This window comes from Pseudomonas sp. Root401 (assembly GCF_001425105.1).
In the GTDB taxonomy this organism is placed as follows: domain Bacteria; phylum Pseudomonadota; class Gammaproteobacteria; order Pseudomonadales; family Pseudomonadaceae; genus Aquipseudomonas; species Aquipseudomonas brassicacearum.
On sequence record NZ_LMDO01000022.1, the window covers coordinates 48965 to 65754 of the forward strand.

General features: G+C 61.9%; 13 protein-coding genes. 3 read left to right on the plus strand and 10 right to left on the minus strand.

All coding sequences use genetic code 11. The features are described from left to right. Nucleotides 1–260 precede the first annotated feature (260 nt). The 3 genes from ASC85_RS16825 to ASC85_RS16835 are packed head-to-tail and all read right to left on the minus strand — an operon-like array spanning nt 261 to nt 4629. A complete protein-coding gene (locus tag ASC85_RS16825) occupies nt 261–2696 on the minus strand; it encodes an alpha/beta fold hydrolase (RefSeq protein ID WP_057450556.1) in 2436 nt (811 codons plus the stop codon). A gap of 9 nt (nt 2697–2705) precedes the next feature. Further along, nucleotides 2706–4148 carry a TIGR01777 family oxidoreductase gene (locus ASC85_RS16830; RefSeq protein WP_057450557.1) on the minus strand — a complete coding sequence of 481 codons (1443 nt, stop codon included), beginning with the start codon at nt 4146–4148 and terminating at the stop codon, nt 2706–2708. Beyond that, a complete protein-coding gene (locus ASC85_RS16835; RefSeq protein WP_057450558.1) occupies nt 4141–4629 on the minus strand; it encodes a hypothetical protein in 489 nt (162 codons plus the stop codon). The genes ASC85_RS16830 and ASC85_RS16835 overlap by 8 nt, the downstream gene beginning before the upstream one ends. Nucleotides 4630–5231: 602 nt before the next feature. Here ASC85_RS16835 and ASC85_RS16840 point away from each other — a divergent pair. Continuing rightward, nucleotides 5232–5600, plus strand: a complete 369-nt coding sequence (locus ASC85_RS16840; RefSeq protein WP_003196566.1) for a DUF6124 family protein — start codon at nt 5232–5234, stop codon at nt 5598–5600. A 167-nt stretch (nt 5601–5767) separates the two neighbouring features. Here ASC85_RS16840 and ASC85_RS16845 read toward each other — a convergent pair whose 3' ends face one another. The 7 genes from ASC85_RS16845 to ASC85_RS16875 form a co-directional block, all read right to left on the minus strand. Beyond that, nucleotides 5768–6634: an ABC transporter permease gene (locus ASC85_RS16845; RefSeq protein WP_057450559.1), complete on the minus strand. Its 867-nt coding sequence runs from the start codon at nt 6632–6634 to the stop codon at nt 5768–5770. 142 nt (nt 6635–6776) lie between these two features. Then, nucleotides 6777–7637: an ABC transporter ATP-binding protein gene (locus tag ASC85_RS16850; RefSeq protein WP_057450560.1), complete on the minus strand. Its 861-nt coding sequence runs from the start codon at nt 7635–7637 to the stop codon at nt 6777–6779. Between the two features lie 5 nt (nt 7638–7642). After that, nucleotides 7643–8668 carry an ABC transporter substrate-binding protein gene (locus tag ASC85_RS16855; protein ID WP_057450561.1) on the minus strand — a complete coding sequence of 342 codons (1026 nt, stop codon included), beginning with the start codon at nt 8666–8668 and terminating at the stop codon, nt 7643–7645. Nucleotides 8669–8705: 37 nt separating this feature from the next. Continuing rightward, nucleotides 8706–9608 (minus strand): TauD/TfdA dioxygenase family protein, encoded by a 903-nt coding sequence (locus tag ASC85_RS16860; RefSeq protein ID WP_057450562.1) that lies wholly within the window; start codon nt 9606–9608, stop codon nt 8706–8708. A 396-nt stretch (nt 9609–10004) separates the two neighbouring features. Further along, the gene (locus ASC85_RS16865) at nt 10005–11372 is read right to left on the minus strand and encodes an HlyD family type I secretion periplasmic adaptor subunit (RefSeq protein ID WP_057450563.1); all 1368 of its coding nucleotides are present in this window, start codon (nt 11370–11372) and stop codon (nt 10005–10007) included. Continuing rightward, entirely contained in the window at nt 11362–13518 is a 2157-nt protein-coding gene (locus ASC85_RS16870; RefSeq protein WP_003196554.1) for a type I secretion system permease/ATPase, read from the minus strand. Before ASC85_RS16870 ends, ASC85_RS16865 begins: the two co-directional genes overlap by 11 nt. A gap of 37 nt (nt 13519–13555) precedes the next feature. Further along, nucleotides 13556–14905, minus strand: a complete 1350-nt coding sequence (locus tag ASC85_RS16875; RefSeq protein WP_003196552.1) for a TolC family outer membrane protein — start codon at nt 14903–14905, stop codon at nt 13556–13558. On the opposite strand from ASC85_RS16875, the gene ASC85_RS32165 reads away from it, so the two are divergent. Further along, nucleotides 14904–15047 carry a hypothetical protein gene (locus tag ASC85_RS32165; protein ID WP_155252638.1) on the plus strand — a complete coding sequence of 48 codons (144 nt, stop codon included), beginning with the start codon at nt 14904–14906 and terminating at the stop codon, nt 15045–15047. The genes ASC85_RS16875 and ASC85_RS32165 overlap by 2 nt on opposite strands. A gap of 216 nt (nt 15048–15263) precedes the next feature. Next, a partial coding sequence (locus ASC85_RS33170; RefSeq protein ID WP_236712369.1) for a retention module-containing protein occupies nt 15264–16790 on the plus strand: 1527 nt, incomplete at its 3' end.

The window sequence follows — 16790 nt, forward strand, 5'->3', positions numbered from 1 at the left end:
CGGCTTCGGCCGGTTTTTTCGTTTCTGGGGATTGAGAACAGCTCCAGAGTTGAACCCGCTCCCTGTGGCGAGGGAACTTGCTCCCGTTCAGCTTATGCCCTGTAGGAGCTGCCGAAGGCTGCGATCTGTTGATCTTTCACTTGAGACTCAAGTGTCTGGGGAAAGATCGCAGCCTCGTTGCACTCGACAGCTCCTACGCGCAACCCAGCGGGAGCAAGCTCCCTCGCCACAGGTTATGTGGTTGGCAGACATCGCGCTGCCTACTCCACCAACCTCAACTTCCCATCGCAATACACCACCTCACGCCCCAACCAAGCCACATCCACCTGAGGCAATACCGCCGAAGGTTTGCGCAATTCACGCAGCAACGTCGAGCCGTGGGACAAGCGTCCGCCCATGCGTGCGATCACAGCCCGGGCGCTTTGATAGTGGGCATGGCGGCCAGGGTCCAGGGTGTCTTCCAGCAGGATGTCCGCGCCCAAAATACCTTGGGCCTGACCCGGGTAGATCAAGAACCCACTCGCCTGCTCGGTGCCTTCACGACCGTCCTGCCAAAAGCTGCCGTCGCGGCTGCGGATGTCCGGGTGCGGCGCGAACCAATGCGCCCGGTCCATCGTCGGCATGGCGTGATGCAAGCGAAAGAAAATCCGCATCAGGTTGTCGCGATACCATTCGCGCACCTGCAAGTAGTAGCCGCGCAGCCCAGGCAGGCCGGTCGAATGGGCCAGACGAATCGTCAGGGGCCATTGTGGGAAGGCCTGCAACGGCAGCTCGGTCGGTGCCGGGCGTGGCGTCGCTGGGTCGGTTTCCCAGGGCAGCCGATGGGGGCTGTGTTCAAGATTGTCGTAGGCGGTCGGTGGCCGGCCCAGCCAGTCGCCGCCGCTGCTGGCCAAGGCACTGGCGATGCACAGGTTGCCTTGCACCACGAACACGTAGAAACGGGTAAACCAGTCGGCCAGTTGCTGGCCGTCTGCGCTTTGTTCGGTCAACTCATACAGCTCTTGGTCAAAACGTCGCAAGCCGTTTTCCAGCGTCAGCAAATGCCCGCGAGCAATGCGTTGCATGCCCAGGAACAACGGCAGCGAACGCAGCAGGCGCAGTGGTCGCCAAGGCAGGTGCGGTGTCGCGCCGCCGACCTCGCCGGCGTAGCTGCTGGCGCTGATGCCCCAGTCGGCCAGCCGGGCGAGAAACAGGTCGTTGTTGATATACGAAGCGCCGCCAAACACCGCCGTGAAAGGCTCGTTGTCCTGCAGCACCCGCGGATCCCAACGCGCCATGATCGCCGGAATGCTCGCCGCCGCGCGGCGCTGGGCGTACTCCACCAACACGCTGGGTTGCGGCGGCAGGATCTCGGCGATGTTGGCGGCGGTCAGGTGGCGGCGCCAGCCGTAGTCGCTGATCGGCCGGTACTGCAGCAGCCAGAGTTGCGTGCCGTCCCAGGCCCATTCAACGTCGCCGGGTACGTAGTGAAAAACCCGCAACACGCCCTGCAGGAAACGCCATAGCAGATCAGCAGTCAGGCCGTGGGCTGGCTTGAAGGTGTCGCTGCTCCACGCCGCACCAAGACGGGAAATGATCGCCCGCTCCGGGCTCACCTTGCCATCGGCCAACGACTCCAGATGCCCTTCTACCCATTCCAGTTCGACTGACAGGTGACGCACGAAGGCAATCCCGGACAGCTGTGGTGTTATGAAGCGCTGCACCACCACTTCTTCGACACCTGCCGCACTCAACTCGGCAATGCGCGCCGGCACGTTGTGCGTCGGCTCGCGCAGGAACGTGGTACTCAAGCCGGCATTGGCCGCATCGGCCTGATCCTCCCCATAACTGGAGGAACGCACTGCCCAGATAGCGTCCGGCTGGCTCTTCAGAAAGGTTGCCAAGCGTGGGTCAGCGCAATCGTTGAGCGACAGCGCCGCAGGCACCGGCTGCCCAGCCAACGCCGCCAGACGCAAGCGGCCGCCTTTGGTGTGCGCGACGAAGCCTCGTTCTCCCGATTCCAGCCACGCCGCGAACTCAGCGGGTGAGTCGATCCACGGGTAATGCCCCCAGCCGGGTTTCAGGCTGATGGTCAGATCGGCGCGAGCAAGAATGGCCGACCAGGCCGCCGCCTGCGCGACGCCCAGCACCTTGTCCTGATCGCCCCACACCAGTTCGACCGGGTCGGTGATCCACTCCAGCAATGGCAAGGCGGTGTCGGCACGCACCAAGTCCCAGTGCGGCACAAAGGCGCGGCAGCGAGCATAGCCGGCGCCCATGCGCTGGTACTGCGCGGGCGTCCAGGCCTGGCTGGAAAACTTGTGGGCAAACAGCGTCGGTTTGTTCGCCAGCAGCCAGTGAATGGTCTTGCGAATCGGCAGCGGCGACATCAACGCCGGCAGCCGACGTTGCCATAAAAAAGCACCCACCGGCGCCAACAACACACTGCGACAAAAATGCCCCGGCTGACGTTGCAAGGCATGCAGCACCAGCAAGGCGTTGACCCCGACCGCCATGATCGCGCTGCCCTTGTCCGTTGCCGCCAGCAACGCCTGGGCGTAGGCCGCCAGGTCTTCGCAGGGAGGCTGAGGGTTGCTGCCGAAACCGGGCAGCTCCAGCGGCACCACGTCGTGGTGTTGAAAATGCGGCAACGCGTCGTCCCACCAATCGGCGGCGCTTCCGTTGCCGGCCAGCAGGTACATCCGGGGCTTGCTCATGGGCGCTCCTCAGGCCAGGTCGCGCAGGGCAGCGTCAAGCGTCGGGTAACGGAACGTATAGCCGGCCTCGACGAGACGACTGGGTACCACGCGCTGGCCGTCGAAAAACAACTGGGCCATCTCACCTGCCAAGGCACGCACCGGCGCGGCGGGAATGTGGAACCACACCGGGCGCTTGAGTACCTTGCCGACGCTTTCGGCGAACAGCGCCTGACTGACCGTTTCTGGCGCCACCAGGTTGTAGGTGCCGCTCAGGCTTTCGTCATCGAAGGCCCGGGCGATCACTTGGATCACGTCGTCGCGGTGCACCCAACTCATGATTTGCCGACCGTCACCCATACGCCCGCCAAACCCCAGGCGAAATGGAATCAGCAACGGCAACAACGCACCGCCCGGGCCAAACACCACGCCCAGGCGCATCACCACCTGGCGCACGCCCAACTCCGTGGCAGGCCGAGCCGAGGCTTCCCAACGCACACAGAGTTCAGCCATGAAACCATCGCCCTGGGCGGCACTTTCATCGAGGCTTTCGCTGGCGTCACGCACACCATAAAAACCGACGGCCGACGCCTGTATCCACAACGCCGGTTTGTGCCGGGCGTTTTTCAACCAGGTCATCAAGGCTTCGGTGGTATTGACCCGGCTGGCGATGAGTTGCGCCTGGCGCGCGGGGCTCCAGCGCGGACCGGCCACCGGCGCGCCCGCCAGGTTGATCACCACATCGAAGGTTTCGTCATGACCCAACTTGCCCAGCGAACGCAGGCAACGGGCGCGGCCGTCAAACAGATAGGCCGCTTTCAATGGATCGCGAGCCAGCACGCTGACTGTGTGCCCGGCGTCGAGCAATTGATTGACCAGCGTCTCGCCGATAAACCCGGTGCCCCCGGTCACCAGCACGCGCTTGTAGGCACCACCGGCAAACGGGTTGGCGGGCTTGCCCGCGCGTTGCATGCGCAAGGCCGCCAAGCCGTCGCGAATCCCCGAGGCCGTAACCCCGATGGCGAACAAGGTCAGCAGCCAACCGCGCCAGCCGAGGTCGATCGCGCTCAGGCCGGTGGGCAAACTCGCCCACTGCGCCAGTTGCACGCCGTACAGCGCGAAGAAGGCCCCGCCGTTGACCGCCAGCACCGTGTGCATGATGCGCTCGATGGCGGGCAGCTTGCGGCTACGGTCCTCGACCACGAAATCCCAGAGCGTCAGGCCGATCTCCAAGGCGAACAGCAGCGCGATGACAATCGCCCACGTCCCCTCGAAGGCCAAGTGCGCCATGCCCAGGAACAGGATCCCGTAGAAGCACGAGCGCAGGGCGTGGATGGAGAGCTCCAGCCGGGCACTGTGGCGATAGGGCAAGGCGACGGTGAGCTCGTGGTGATAGAGGGTATCCAGCGCACCGAGGATCGCCTGGGCAATCAGCAGGGTGATGGCCCAGTCCAGCAGTGAAAAGTCAGGCATGGTTTGAATCACTCGACGCGTTGTCAGTCAGGGAAGTGCGGCGGTCGTGGCGATAGAGCCAGAACAGCGGCGGCAATAAAACGAGCAGGGCGACGCTGTCGAACCACAGGTGCGACCAGACCTGGGCCTGGGCGGAAATCAGCATGTCCTGGGGCGCCCAGAGCAGGATGCCGGCGATCAGCCAACCCCAGGGCATGGCGCGCTTCAATCGATTGCCGATATGGACGAGGGCGAGCATGTACAGCCCATAGCTCTGCAATGTGGCGCCGAACAAGGCCAGCCACCAGACTTGTTGCACACGGGCCGTCGCGGGCACGGCATTAGCGCCCCAGAACGCCTGCTCGATGTTCTGCAGATAACCGTCGAGCAAGCCCGAATGACCGGCCCAGGTCAACGTGACGCCAGCGAGCAGATGCATCAGGGCGGCGGCATATAACCAAATGACCAGGGCTTTGCGAAGGGGACTGTGAGGGGGTGGCATTCCATGTCCTGAAGACTTGCTTGAGGGCGGCCAGTCTAAAGGAAATGGAAGGGGCTTTACTTGGCTAATTGTGGCGTGGGGATTTAGCGAAATGTCACACCGCCCTCTGGACCGTAGGAGCTGTGTAGGAGCTGTGTAGGAGCTGTCGAGTGCAACGAGGCTGCGATCTTTCCCTAGACACTTGAGTCCCAAGCGAAAGATCAAAAGATCGCAGCCTCGTTGCACTCGTCAGCTCCTACAGGGTGCAGCCCAGCGGAGCGGTGTGCTGCTTGCGTACAGCAGCGTCCTAGGAGATTTCCTTCAAGTTGTGGCGATGTTGGTGAACTTGTCCGCCTTTGGGCTCACCGCTAGTCTGGGTTTGTCACTGAAAAAACGGTGACACGGACGTGCAAGTCCGGGTAAAAGAACGCCAAATAATGCCACCAGCCATTTAATGAGCATTCGTGCCCGTGTTTTATGGCGGCTGTGTGTGGGGAGACCTTCGGGTCTGCCGAGGTTTTTTTGGTGGTTCCTACTCGGTCTTGCACACCCTCACATAGCTGCCACCCTTATATCGCGTGCAAGCGAGCTAGGGCGGCTCTGATTGAATAGGAAGCCAAAACATGTTCAAGGTAACTCCGAATCCGCCAGGAAGCCCTGGCAACTCCGACAAGTCCTCAAAAACCAAAAAACTCGACGAAGCCGCCGAGCGCGTCCTCGACTACTACCTCAATCCCAAACCCACCGATGAAGCCTCGGGCAAAACCCAAACCGCCCAACTCTTCATGGTCGCCCCTGATATCGACACCGAAACCCTGTTGGCCAATGCCTCCGAAGATCTGCTGTCCATCAGCGCCATCGCCGCCGACCTGGCTGATGATGTCGACGGTTCGCGCCGCAGCGTCATCCTGGCGATCAGCCGGATGGCTGATGGGGTGCATTTGTTGGTGGAGAGGGCGATGGATCGGCTTGAGGTTCAAGCGGCGGGCTGACATGCCTGTGGTGAGTTGAAGATTGCCATCGCGAGCAAGCTCGCTCCCACACTGGATCTGTGTCGAACAGAAATATCGAGATCAACACCGATCGACTGTGGGAGCGAGCTTGCTCGCGATGACGTCAGCCCAGACAACCCAAAACCCGGGCAAGAAGTATTACCTGGTCAACGCTGCATCCCCCAGCGCTTCACTGTCACCCGCTCCAAACTGTCGAACACCAGGTTCTCCACCAGCAACCCGATCAGAATCACCACCGCCAGCCCCGCAAAGACCTTGTCGGTGTACAGCTCGTTGCGGTTCTGGAAGATGTACCAACCCAGGCCGCCCTTGCCGCTGGTGGCGCCGAACACCAGTTCGGCGGCGATCAGGGTGCGCCAGGCGAAGGCCCAGCCGATTTTCAGCCCGGCGAGGATCGACGGCAGCGCCGCCGGGATCAGGATGAACAGCACAAAGCGCAGGCCCTTGAGCCCGTAGTTGCGCCCGGCCATGCGCAGCGTTTCCGACACCCCAAGAAACCCCGCATACATGTTCAACGCCAGCGCCCACAGCACCGAATGCACCAGCACGAAAATCAGGCTGTTCTGCCCCAGGCCAAACCACAACAGCGCCAGCGGCAACAGGGCGATGGCCGGCAATGGGTTGAACATCGACGTCAGGGTGCTGAGCAAGTCGCGACCGAACTGGGTCGACACGGCCAGCGTGGTCAAGCCAAACGCCAGGACGATCCCCAGCAGATAGCCCTTGAGCAGCACCACCAGGGAAATCCACACCTTGCCCAGCAGCTCGCCGCTGAGCAAACCGTCGTACAACGCGCTGGCGGTCTGCAAGAAGCTCGGCAGCAGCAGGTCGTTATTCTGGTATCGGGCCACGCCCTCCCACACCAGCGCCAGCAGCAACAGGATCAGGCTTTTGCGCAAGCAACCCTGTTGCCAGAGGCGCTGGCCCAAGGGCAACTCGCGCTCCAGTGGCACATGGGTCAAGGGTTGTAATTGGACTTCGTATTCTTCGCGCGCAGACGATAACTGGCTCATAGACTCTCTCTTTTTCAGATCCTGGCACCGCCCCGTAGGAGCTGCCGAGCGAAGCGAGGCTGCGATCTTTCCCCTGACGCTTGAGTCTCGGACGAAAGATCAAAAGATCGCAGCCTCGTTGCACTCGACAGCTCCTACAGGGTCAGTAGGCGATACGGATGTCAGCGAAATCCAGCTCACGCTCGGTGTCCGGCGACTGGCTTTCATCGAACAGCAACCGATGAATCCGCCGCGCCGTGTGCTGGAACCCCACGCCGCCGAGGCTGTGCAGATCGTATTGATGACTGTGGATTTCCGCCCGGACCCTTCCCGGGTGCGGTGACAGCAGCAGGATGCGATTGCCCACCACCAACGCTTCTTCGATGGAGTGAGTGACGAACAGCAGGGTGAAACGCACCTCTTCCCAGAGCAGCAGTAATTCTTCCTGCATCTTGCGTCGGGTCAGGGCATCGAGGGCGGCGAAGGGCTCGTCCATCAGCAGGACCTTCGGCTGCATCGCCAACGCTCGGGCAATCGCGACGCGGGCCTTCATCCCACCGGACAAGGTGTGTGGGTAGGCATCGGCAAACGCCGCCAGGCCGACTTTGTCGAGATAGTGCAGTGCCCGCTCCTCGGCCTCGCGGCGCTTGAGCGTGCCGGATGCCAGCAGCGCGAACATCACGTTCTGCTTCACGGTTTTCCAGGGCGGCAGCTGGTCGAACTCCTGGAACACCACGATCCGATCCGGTCCCGGAGCGCTGACAGTCTGGCCTTGCAAACGAATCTCGCCTTCGCACGGCGTGATGAAGCCGCCAATGGCCTTGAGCAAAGTGGACTTGCCGCAACCCGATGGGCCGAGCAGTACGAAACGGTCCGCCGGATCGACTTCAAAACTGACCTGGTGGGTGGCCCGCACCACCCGCTGCGGGGTGCGGTATTCAAGGCTGACATTATCCACCGACAACAACGCGGTGCCGGTGGAAGTGGGGTTGCTGGCCGCGTGGCCTTGCAAAAGCGCGTTCATGACAATCAGCTCCCCTGCAGCGGTTTGGCGTCCTGGAAGAAATAATCTTCCCACGACGCCGGTTTGTTCTTGATCGCGCCGACGCGGTAGAGGAACTCGGCCAGCGGGTAGGTGTTTTTCGGGCTGACGGTGAATTCGATCTGCGGGTTGTCGATGATCTTCAGCAACGTCGCCCGGTCGATCTGGGCCTTGGTCACCCGCAGGTAGGTGTCCGCCGCCGCGCCTTTGTCCTTCTGGGCGAATTCGGCCGCTTCGGTCAGCGCCTCGACGAATGCCTTGTAGGTTTTCGGGTTTTCATCGCGGAATTTCTCGGTGGCGAACAGCACCGTGGGTGAATTCGGTCCGAGCACGTCATAGGAGTTGAGCACCACGTGGACGTTGGGGTTTTGCAGGGCCTGGTCCTGGAACGGCGGGTTGGAAAAGTGCCCGGTCAACTCGGTGCCGCCGGCAATCAACGCCGCCGTGGCGTCCGGATGCGGAACCGCCAGGGTGTACTTGTCGAGGCGATTGAAGTCCTTGTCGCCCCACTGTTTCGCGGCGGCGTATTGCAGCAACCGCGACTGCACCGAAACGCCCACCGCCGGCACCGCGATGCGGTCCTTCTCGGTGAAGTCGGCGATGGTCTTGACGTTCGGGTTGTTGCTCAACAGGTAATAAGGGAAGTTGCCCAGGGAGGCCACGGCCTTGACGTTCTGCTTGCCACGGGTGCGGTCCCAGACCGTCAACAACGGCCCGACACCGGCCCCGGCAATATCAATGGAGCCCGACAGCAACGCATCGTTGACCGCCGCGCCGCCTGACAGTTGGGTCCAGTCGACCTTGATCTCGATACCTTCCTGCTTGCCGTATTTCTCGATCAATTGTTGATCGCGGACCACGTTCAGCAGCAGGTAAACGATGCCGAACTGCTCGGCGATACGAATCTCACCCTCGGCGTGGGCGCTGGCCGGCGCGACCAGGCTGCCGGCCAGCAAACTGAACCCCAGGCCGATGGCGGCGGCCAGCGGTGCAAAAGCAATGCGTTTGGACATGGTGATTCTCCGGGCTCTTTGCGCGAGGCGCAGCCGATCAGAAAGGGGCGTCGCCCTGGATGGTGGTGCGATACAGCTTGCGGCGCAGATGACTCGGGCAACCGGCGGCCAAGTGGATCAGCGAGCGGTTGTCCCAGAACACCAGGTCATGGGGCTGCCATTGATGGCGATAGATGTTCTGCGGCAGCACGCTGTGGGCATACAGCTCGGTCAGCAGCGCTTGGCTTTCGTCTTCTGGCAGACCGACGATGCGGGTGGTGAACCCCTCGCTGACGAACAACGCCTTGCGCCCGGTTTCCGGGTGGGTGCGTACGATCGGATGTACCACTTCGGCGACCTGGGCCAGTTGCTCCGGCGTGAGCGTTGGGCGCCAGTTGCCTTCGAATTTGGTTTCGCTGTAGCGCGCCGTGTAGGAATGCGCCGCCGAGCGGCCTTCCACGGCTTTACGCAGCGCTTCGGGCAGAGCGCCCCAGGCTTTGTGCATGTCGGCGAACAACGTGTCGCCGCCTTCGCTCGGCAGCTCCTGAGCGTGAAGCATCGAGCCGAGGCTGGGCAGTTCTTTATAGGAGAGGTCCGAATGCCAGAACTTGCCGGCATCACCGAGACCGATGGACTGGCCGTTTTCGATGATGTTGGAGACGATGAGGATTTCCGGATGCCCGGCCAACAGGAACTGCTTGAGCACATGGATCTGCAGCACGCCAAAACGGCGGCTGAAGGCGATCTGTTGTTCCGGGGTGATGCGTTGGTCGCGGAACACCACGACGTGATAGTCCAGGTGTGCGCGGTGGATACGGGCGAAATCCTGGTCGTTGACCGGTCGGGACAGGTCCAGCCCGACGATTTCGGCGCCTACGGCATCGCGCAACGGGCGGATGTCGAACGACTGCGGGGCAATGTTCGCGGTAGGTGCATCTGGAGAATAAGAGACGGCTGGCATACATCACTCCCACGCACGGCGCGCTTGGACAGGCGCGCAATCGATCAAAACTCACGGCGTTACCGTGTTGGTTTATGTCGTGCGGCGCGCCGATTCGTCGGCAGGTACGCAGGGGGATGACTTTAAAGATATAAGAACAGTAATTTAAATACCGTTAACGAATAACGATATGACCTGGAATTTTGCACCGCACCGCTGTGGGAGCAAGGCTTGCCCGCGATGAAGACAACGCGATCTTTCAGGAACCGAGGCGCCTGTTTCGCGAGCAAGCTTTGCTCCCACACATGGGAATGTAGCCAGGGATGCTCTGCGTTCCGAAAAAGCGTGACGCGGAGCGTCACAGGAGGCATTCCCACGCGGAACGTGGGAACGATCAACCAACGATCAACCAGGGTGCTACCGCTCGTGCAACGCCTCGGACCGGGCCTTGATGATGGGCTTGAGCAGGTAGCTGAGCACGGTTTTCTTGCCGGTGATGATGTCCACCGACGCCACCATGCCCGGAATGATCAGCAGCGGTTTTTCATCGGTGCCCAGGTGGCTGCGTTCGGTGCGCAGCTTGATGACGTAGTAGGTGGTTTTCTTGTCTTCATCGGTGATGGTGTCGGCGCCGATCTGTTCCAGCTTGGCTTTCATCCCGCCGTAGATGGTGTAGTCGTACGCGGTGAATTTCACCGTGGCGTCCTGGCCGGGGTGCAGGAAGGCGATGTCCTGGGGACGGATTTTCGCTTCCACCAGGATGGTGTCGTCCAGCGGCACGATTTCCACCAGGTCGCTGCCGGGCTGGATCACGCCGCCTATGGTGTTCACCAGCAACTTGTTGACGATGCCGCGCACGGGCGATGTCACCAGGGTCCGGCTCACCCGATCTTCCAGGGCTTTGCCGGTGGCCTGGGCCTTGTTCAGGTCGGTGCGAGCTTCGTTGAGCTGCGTCAGGGCTTCGCTGCGGAACTTGCCACGGGTCTCGTCGATCTTGCGCTGCACTTCCTTGATCGCCGATTCGGCACGCGGGATCGCCAGCGTCGTGGCGTCCAGTTGCCCACGGGTCTCGACCTCGGCGCGCTTGAGCCGCAGCACTTCCACCGGCGACACCGCGCCCTGGGCCACCAGCGGCTCGGACATGTTGATTTCCTGGCGTTGCAGCGCCAGTCCGGAGCGGTACTGCGCCTGCTTGGACACGAATTCGCGCAGTTCCTGCTGGCGCTGGATCAACTGCTCCTGCAAGCCGCCGATTTCATCGTGCAACTGTTGGCGGCGGCTGAGGTACAGCGACTCCTCGCTGGCGGCCTGGCCCGGCACCGCCTTGAGCACATCGGCCGGGAAGTTCAGCGGCCGGTCGTCGACCTCGGCACTCAGGCGCTCGACCCGCAACAGCATGGACAGGCGATCGGCCTCGGTTTCGCCGACGTTGGAGACAAACCGGGTGTCGTCCAGGCGAATCAACGACGCACCGGCATCGACGATCTGCCCTTCCTTGACGAACAGCTCGGCGACGATGCCGCCTTCCAGGTTCTGGATCTTCTGGATCTTGGACGATGGGATCGCCTTGCCGTCGCCCTTGGTCACTTCGTCGATCTCGGCGAAGTTGGCCCACAGCATCAGGAATACAAAGAAGCCGATGATGCCCCAGATCGTCAAACGCACTACCCGGGGAGCATCCTCGATCAGGGCTTTGTTGACCTCGGGCAGCGGTTGGCCGTGCAGCGAGTCGGAACCTTTGAAATAACGGCCCACCGCGCCCTTTAAACCGGATTTAAGCAACACTGATCTGCCCCTTCTTCAACGCTTCCATGACAGCGGCTTTCGGGCCGTCGGCGAGGATCTGTCCACGGTCGATCACCAACAGGCGGTCCACCAGCGACAGCAAGGATGCCCGGTGCGTCACCAGCAACACGGTCTTGTTTTCCACCACGGCGGCCAAGCGCTGTTTCAAGCGTTCTTCACCGGTGTTGTCCATGGCGCTGGTGGGTTCGTCCAGCAACAGGATGGGCGGGTTGAGCAGCAGCGCGCGGGCCAGGGCGACGTTCTGGCGCTGACCACCGGACAGGTTCTGTCCGCGCTCACCGACTTGCAGTTCATAACCTTGCGGATGCAGGCGGGCAAATTCATGCACGCCCGCCAGTTCAGCGGCCTGGAGCACCAGTTCATCTTCGACGTAACGGGCGCCGGAGGTCAGATTGTCCCGCAGGGTACCGGCCAGCAGCTGGATGTCCTGGGGCACGTAGCCAATGTTGTAGCGCAGCTCGCTGACGTCGATCTGGCGGATGTCCACGCCGTCCACCAGCAAGGCGCCGTCGTCGGGTTGGTAAAGCCCCACCAGCAACTTGGCCAGGGAACTCTTGCCCGAGCCGCTGCGGCCGATGATGCCGATTTTCTCGCCCGGCTTGATCACCAGGTTGATGTTCTTCAGCGCGGGGTTCTGCTGGTTCGGATAAGTGAAATTCAACTGACGGCATTCGACGGCACCCTGCAGGACCTTGCGGCTCAGCGGGCGCTCGTCGAAATTGCGCTCTTGGGGCAGCTCCATCATCTGGTCGACGGACGTCATGGTCACCCGCGCCTGTTGGTAGCGGGTCAGCAGGCCCGACAGCGAAGCCAACGGGCTGAGGGCGCGGCCGCTGAGCATGTAGCAGGCAACCAGCCCACCCATGCTCAGGCTACCGGCGATGATCAGGTAAACGCCAAAGACGATCATGACCACGCCGGCCAGTTGCTGGATCAACAAGGTGATGTTCATTGCCAGGCCGGACAGCATCTTCACCCGCAGCTCGAGGCGGCTGAGGGTGCCGATGGTCTGTTCCCACTGGTATTGGCGTTCGCTCTCGGCGTTGTTGACCTTCACCGCGTCCAGGCCGGCCAGGGTTTCGATCAGGCTGGATTGGCGCTCGGCGCCCAGGGCCATGGTGCGCTCCATAGTCGCCACCAAAGGCTTCTGCAGCGCATAGCCGATCAGCAGGGCAATCGGGAACGCCAGCACCGGAATCCACACCAGGTGCCCGCCGATAATCGCGATGACCATGAAGATCAGCAGGGTGAACGGCAGGTCGATCAGGCTGGTGAGGGTCAGCGAAGCGAGGAAGTCCCGCAGGCTCTGGAACTCATGGATGTTCTGGGCAAAGCTGCCGACCCGCGCCGGGCGGTATTTCATGGACATGCCGACGATGCGCTCGAACAGCGTCGCCGAGATGATCAGGTCGGTTTTCTTGCCCGCCAGGTCCAGGCACAGGCTGCGCAGCATCTTGAGGATCAAGTCGAACACATAGGCGCCGGTGATACCAACGGCCAATACCCACAGGGTCGATTCAGCCTGGTTCGGCACCACGCGGTCGTAGACGTTCATCACGAACAGCGGCGCGGCCATGGCGATGATGTTGATCAGCAGGCTCGCCGCGATGGCATCGGCGTACAGCCAGCGCGACCGCTTGAGGGTGTCGCGAAACCACGAACGCGCCCGAGGGATCAGCGTGCCGTGGTTAACGTCAAATTTATGCTGCGGCTGGGCGAAGAACACCTTGCCGCTGTAGTCATCGGCCAGCAGTTCACGGCTGATGGTCACCTCACCGCCGTCGCTTTCGCTGAGCAGCAACCGCGCCTGGTCGTCGCCGACCCAGCCCAGCAGCACGGCACTACGGCCGTCCTTGAGCAACAACAGCGCTGGCATGGCGATGGTCGGGATCTGCTCGAGCTTGCGTTGCAGCACCCGACCTTGCAGACCGGCACGGGCCGCCGCGCGCGACAATAATTCGACGCTCAGCCGCTGCTTGGGCAACGGCAAGCCGGTGGTGAGCATCGCCGCGCTGGCCGGCTTCTGATGCAGCATGCAGAGCGCCAGCAGGCCGTCCAGCAGCGGGTCGTCGTGCAGCGTGCGCGGGTCATGAACTAGTTCGACTGGACTGACTTCTGATTCCACGCTCGGCACTCTGACTGATTAAAACGGGTGGTAGGACTCAATTCATCCCAGGCAACTGGACCTTGGGCTTCATGTCGTTCTGCACAACCGATGCCAACGGCGCGACCACACCCTGGCTTTTCAACAGCTGGCCCATGGTTGCCTTGATCCGGTACTGGGTGAACAGCTGCACATTCTTGATTTCCGCCAGGCGACGGGAAGCGCTGAACAGCTCGTTTTCGCTGTCGAGCAAGTCGAGCAGGGTCCGCTCGCCGAGGCTGAACTGCTTCTGGTAGGCGGTGCGCACGTTAGCGCTGCGATCCACGTATTGCTGGGCGACCGGCACCTGGGCATTGGCGTTGTTCAAGGCGTTCCAGGCCAGGCCCAGCTCTTCGTTCAACTGGCGCAGCGCGTTGTTGCGGATGTCCAGGGCCTGGTTGGACAGGTACGACTTGGATTCCAGGTCCGCCTTGTTGCTGCCGCCGGCATACAGGTTGAAACGCATGCGCAGCATGGCTTGCCATTCATTGTTGTGGCCGTTCTGGCCGTCCAGGTCGTTGTCGGCAGTGCGGCCCAGCTCGGCGTCGAAGCGTGGGTAGAAGCTCGACTTGGCGGCTTCGTACTGTTGCTCGGCCGCGGCGATGTCGGCTTCGGCCGAACGCAGCACCGGGCTGTTTTCCAGCATCTGGGCGCGGGCTTCGGTCAGGTTGGCCGGCAGCAACGCCAGAAAATCAGCAGGACGTTCCAGTTGATCGGGCAGTTGACCAACGGCGCTGAGGTAGTTGGTCTCGGCATCGGCCAGGTTGGTTTGTTCGGTGATCAGGTTGTTGCGGGCCTGGGCCATGCGCGCTTCGGCCTGGTCCAGGTCGGCGCCGCTGCCCACGCCGCGGGAAGTGCGCAGCTTGATCTGGTCGAAGATGCGCTCGTGGCTCTTGAGGTTTTCCTCGGCCAGGCGCACGAACTCGCGACGGGTCAGCACGTCCAGGTAGACCTGGGCCACTGTCAACCCGGTGCGCTCGGACGCGTCCAGCAACGAGTACGCACGGGCATTGACGGTGGCTTGCTGACGCCCCACTTCGCTGGACGTCGCAAAACCGTCAAAAACCATTTGCGACAGGCGCAGGCTCGACTCGCTACGGTTCAGGGTTTCCCAATGATTGGTCCCGCCCGACCGGGTGGTGACGCTGTCGGTGCCTTCACGGCCGTATCCGGCTGCAAGGTCCACTCTAGGCAGGTAGCCGCCCTTGGCCGCCTTGAGTTGGTAATCCGCCGCGAGGCGACTGTTCACGCCAGCCTGGATTTCAGGATGGACATCCAGCGCCTGTTGCATGGCCTGCGGCAAGGTTTGTGCTTGTACGAAACTGGCGGCGAGAGCAAAGGGTAAAGCCTTGAACAGGTACAGACGCATGATGGATTTCTTCCTGAAACACTTGTCTTGGATCACAGCGAAACGTGGCGCTGCATCGGATGATGGCAACCGGAATGACCGTATGTCGGAAAGTTCAAAACAGGAGCTGGAACACGCACTGAAAGAACAGGTCGCCGCTTAAATATCAATGTGACATTACCTCGGCGATTGTTTAGGATGGCCGGCAGAAGGTCAATAGTTTGGCACAAACAAAATAATTGAGAAAACACAGCCAAAATATTGACATGTGAAAGCGTCAAATAACCTTACTTTGTGAACATGTACGTCCAGACCGCTGCAGCCTACAAGCTGACGGGTCCATGGAAGTCTACTGAGCGTGACACCCGGAGAGTCTTCAATGAGCAGTGTTATTGCCGTTGTCAAAAGCATTGTTGGTCAGGTTTTCGTCGTATCCCCAGAGGGCATCCGGCGCGTACTCATTGAAGGCGATCGCCTGTACACGGGCGATCAGTTGGACACTGGCCCTTCTGGCGCCGTCACATTGGATCTGGCCGATGGCCGCACCCTGGACTTGGGCCGCGACACCCAGTGGAGCGCCAATGCCCCGGACTCTTCCACCGACCTGGCACAAGCCACTGCCCAGGCCGCGCCGTCGGTAGAAGAGCTGCAGCAAGCCATCGCCGCGGGCGTCGACCCGACGACTGCCCTGGAAGCCACCGCCGCTGGCGCCACTGCCGCAGGTACGGGCGGCGCCGCCGGTGGCGGCCACAGCTTTGTGGTGCTGGATGCCACCGCTGGTAGCGTCGACCCTACTGTCGGTTTCCCAACTGAAGGTCTCGCTGCGGCGGCTGCCACCGATAACAACACCCTGGGTGGCGATACTACGGATACGACCGCCAACGCTGTCCTCAATGCGACGATGACCCTGAGCGCCACACCGACCCTGACCGAAGCCGGCGGCGTGCTGGTCTACACCGCGACCGTGACCCAGGCCCCGCAGACCGCCTTGACCGTGACCTTGTCCAACGGCTCGGTGATCGTGATCCCGGCGGGTCAGCTGACCGGTAGCGTCAACGTTCCACTCGCGCCGAATGACACGGTCTACAACGACCCAAGCCAGATCAGTGTGACCGTCACTGGTACCACCGGTGGCACTGGCATTGCCGTGACCGTACCCACCACGCCGGCCGTGACCCAGATCACCGACACCATCGACACCACCACCGTCGCCCTGAGTGCGGGCAATACCGTCACCGAAGGCGGCCAGATCACCTACACCGCCACCCTGACCAATCCGGCTCAAACTCCGGTGACCGTGACCTTGAGCAACGGCTCGGTCATCACCATCGCCGCCGGCCAGACCACTGGCACCGTTAACGTCGATACTCCGGCCAATGACGTCTATAACAACGGCAGCACTGTCAGCACCACCATTACCGGTGCGACCGGTGGCAACTTCGAGAATCTGGTGCCGAGCACCGCGCCTGCGGTCACCACAATTACCGATTCGGCGGATACCACTGGCCTGACTCTGACGGCCAGCAACACCATCACCGAAGGCGGTTCGATTGTTTACACCGCGACGCTGACCAACCCGGCCCAGACTCCCACCACTGGCCTGACTCTGACGGCCAGCAACACCATCACCGAAGGCGGTTCGATTGTTTACACCGCGACGCTGACCAACCCGGCCCAGACTCCGGTGACCGTGACCYTGAGCAAYGGCTCGGTCATYACCATCGCCGCCGGCCAGACCACTGGCACCGTYAACGTCGAGACGCCAGCCAATGACGTCTACAACAACGGCAGCACGGTCAGCACCACCATTACCGGTGCGACCGGTGGCAACTTCGAAAACCTGGTCCCGAGCACGACACCTGCGGTCACCACGATTACCGATTCGGTGGACACCACTGGCCTGACT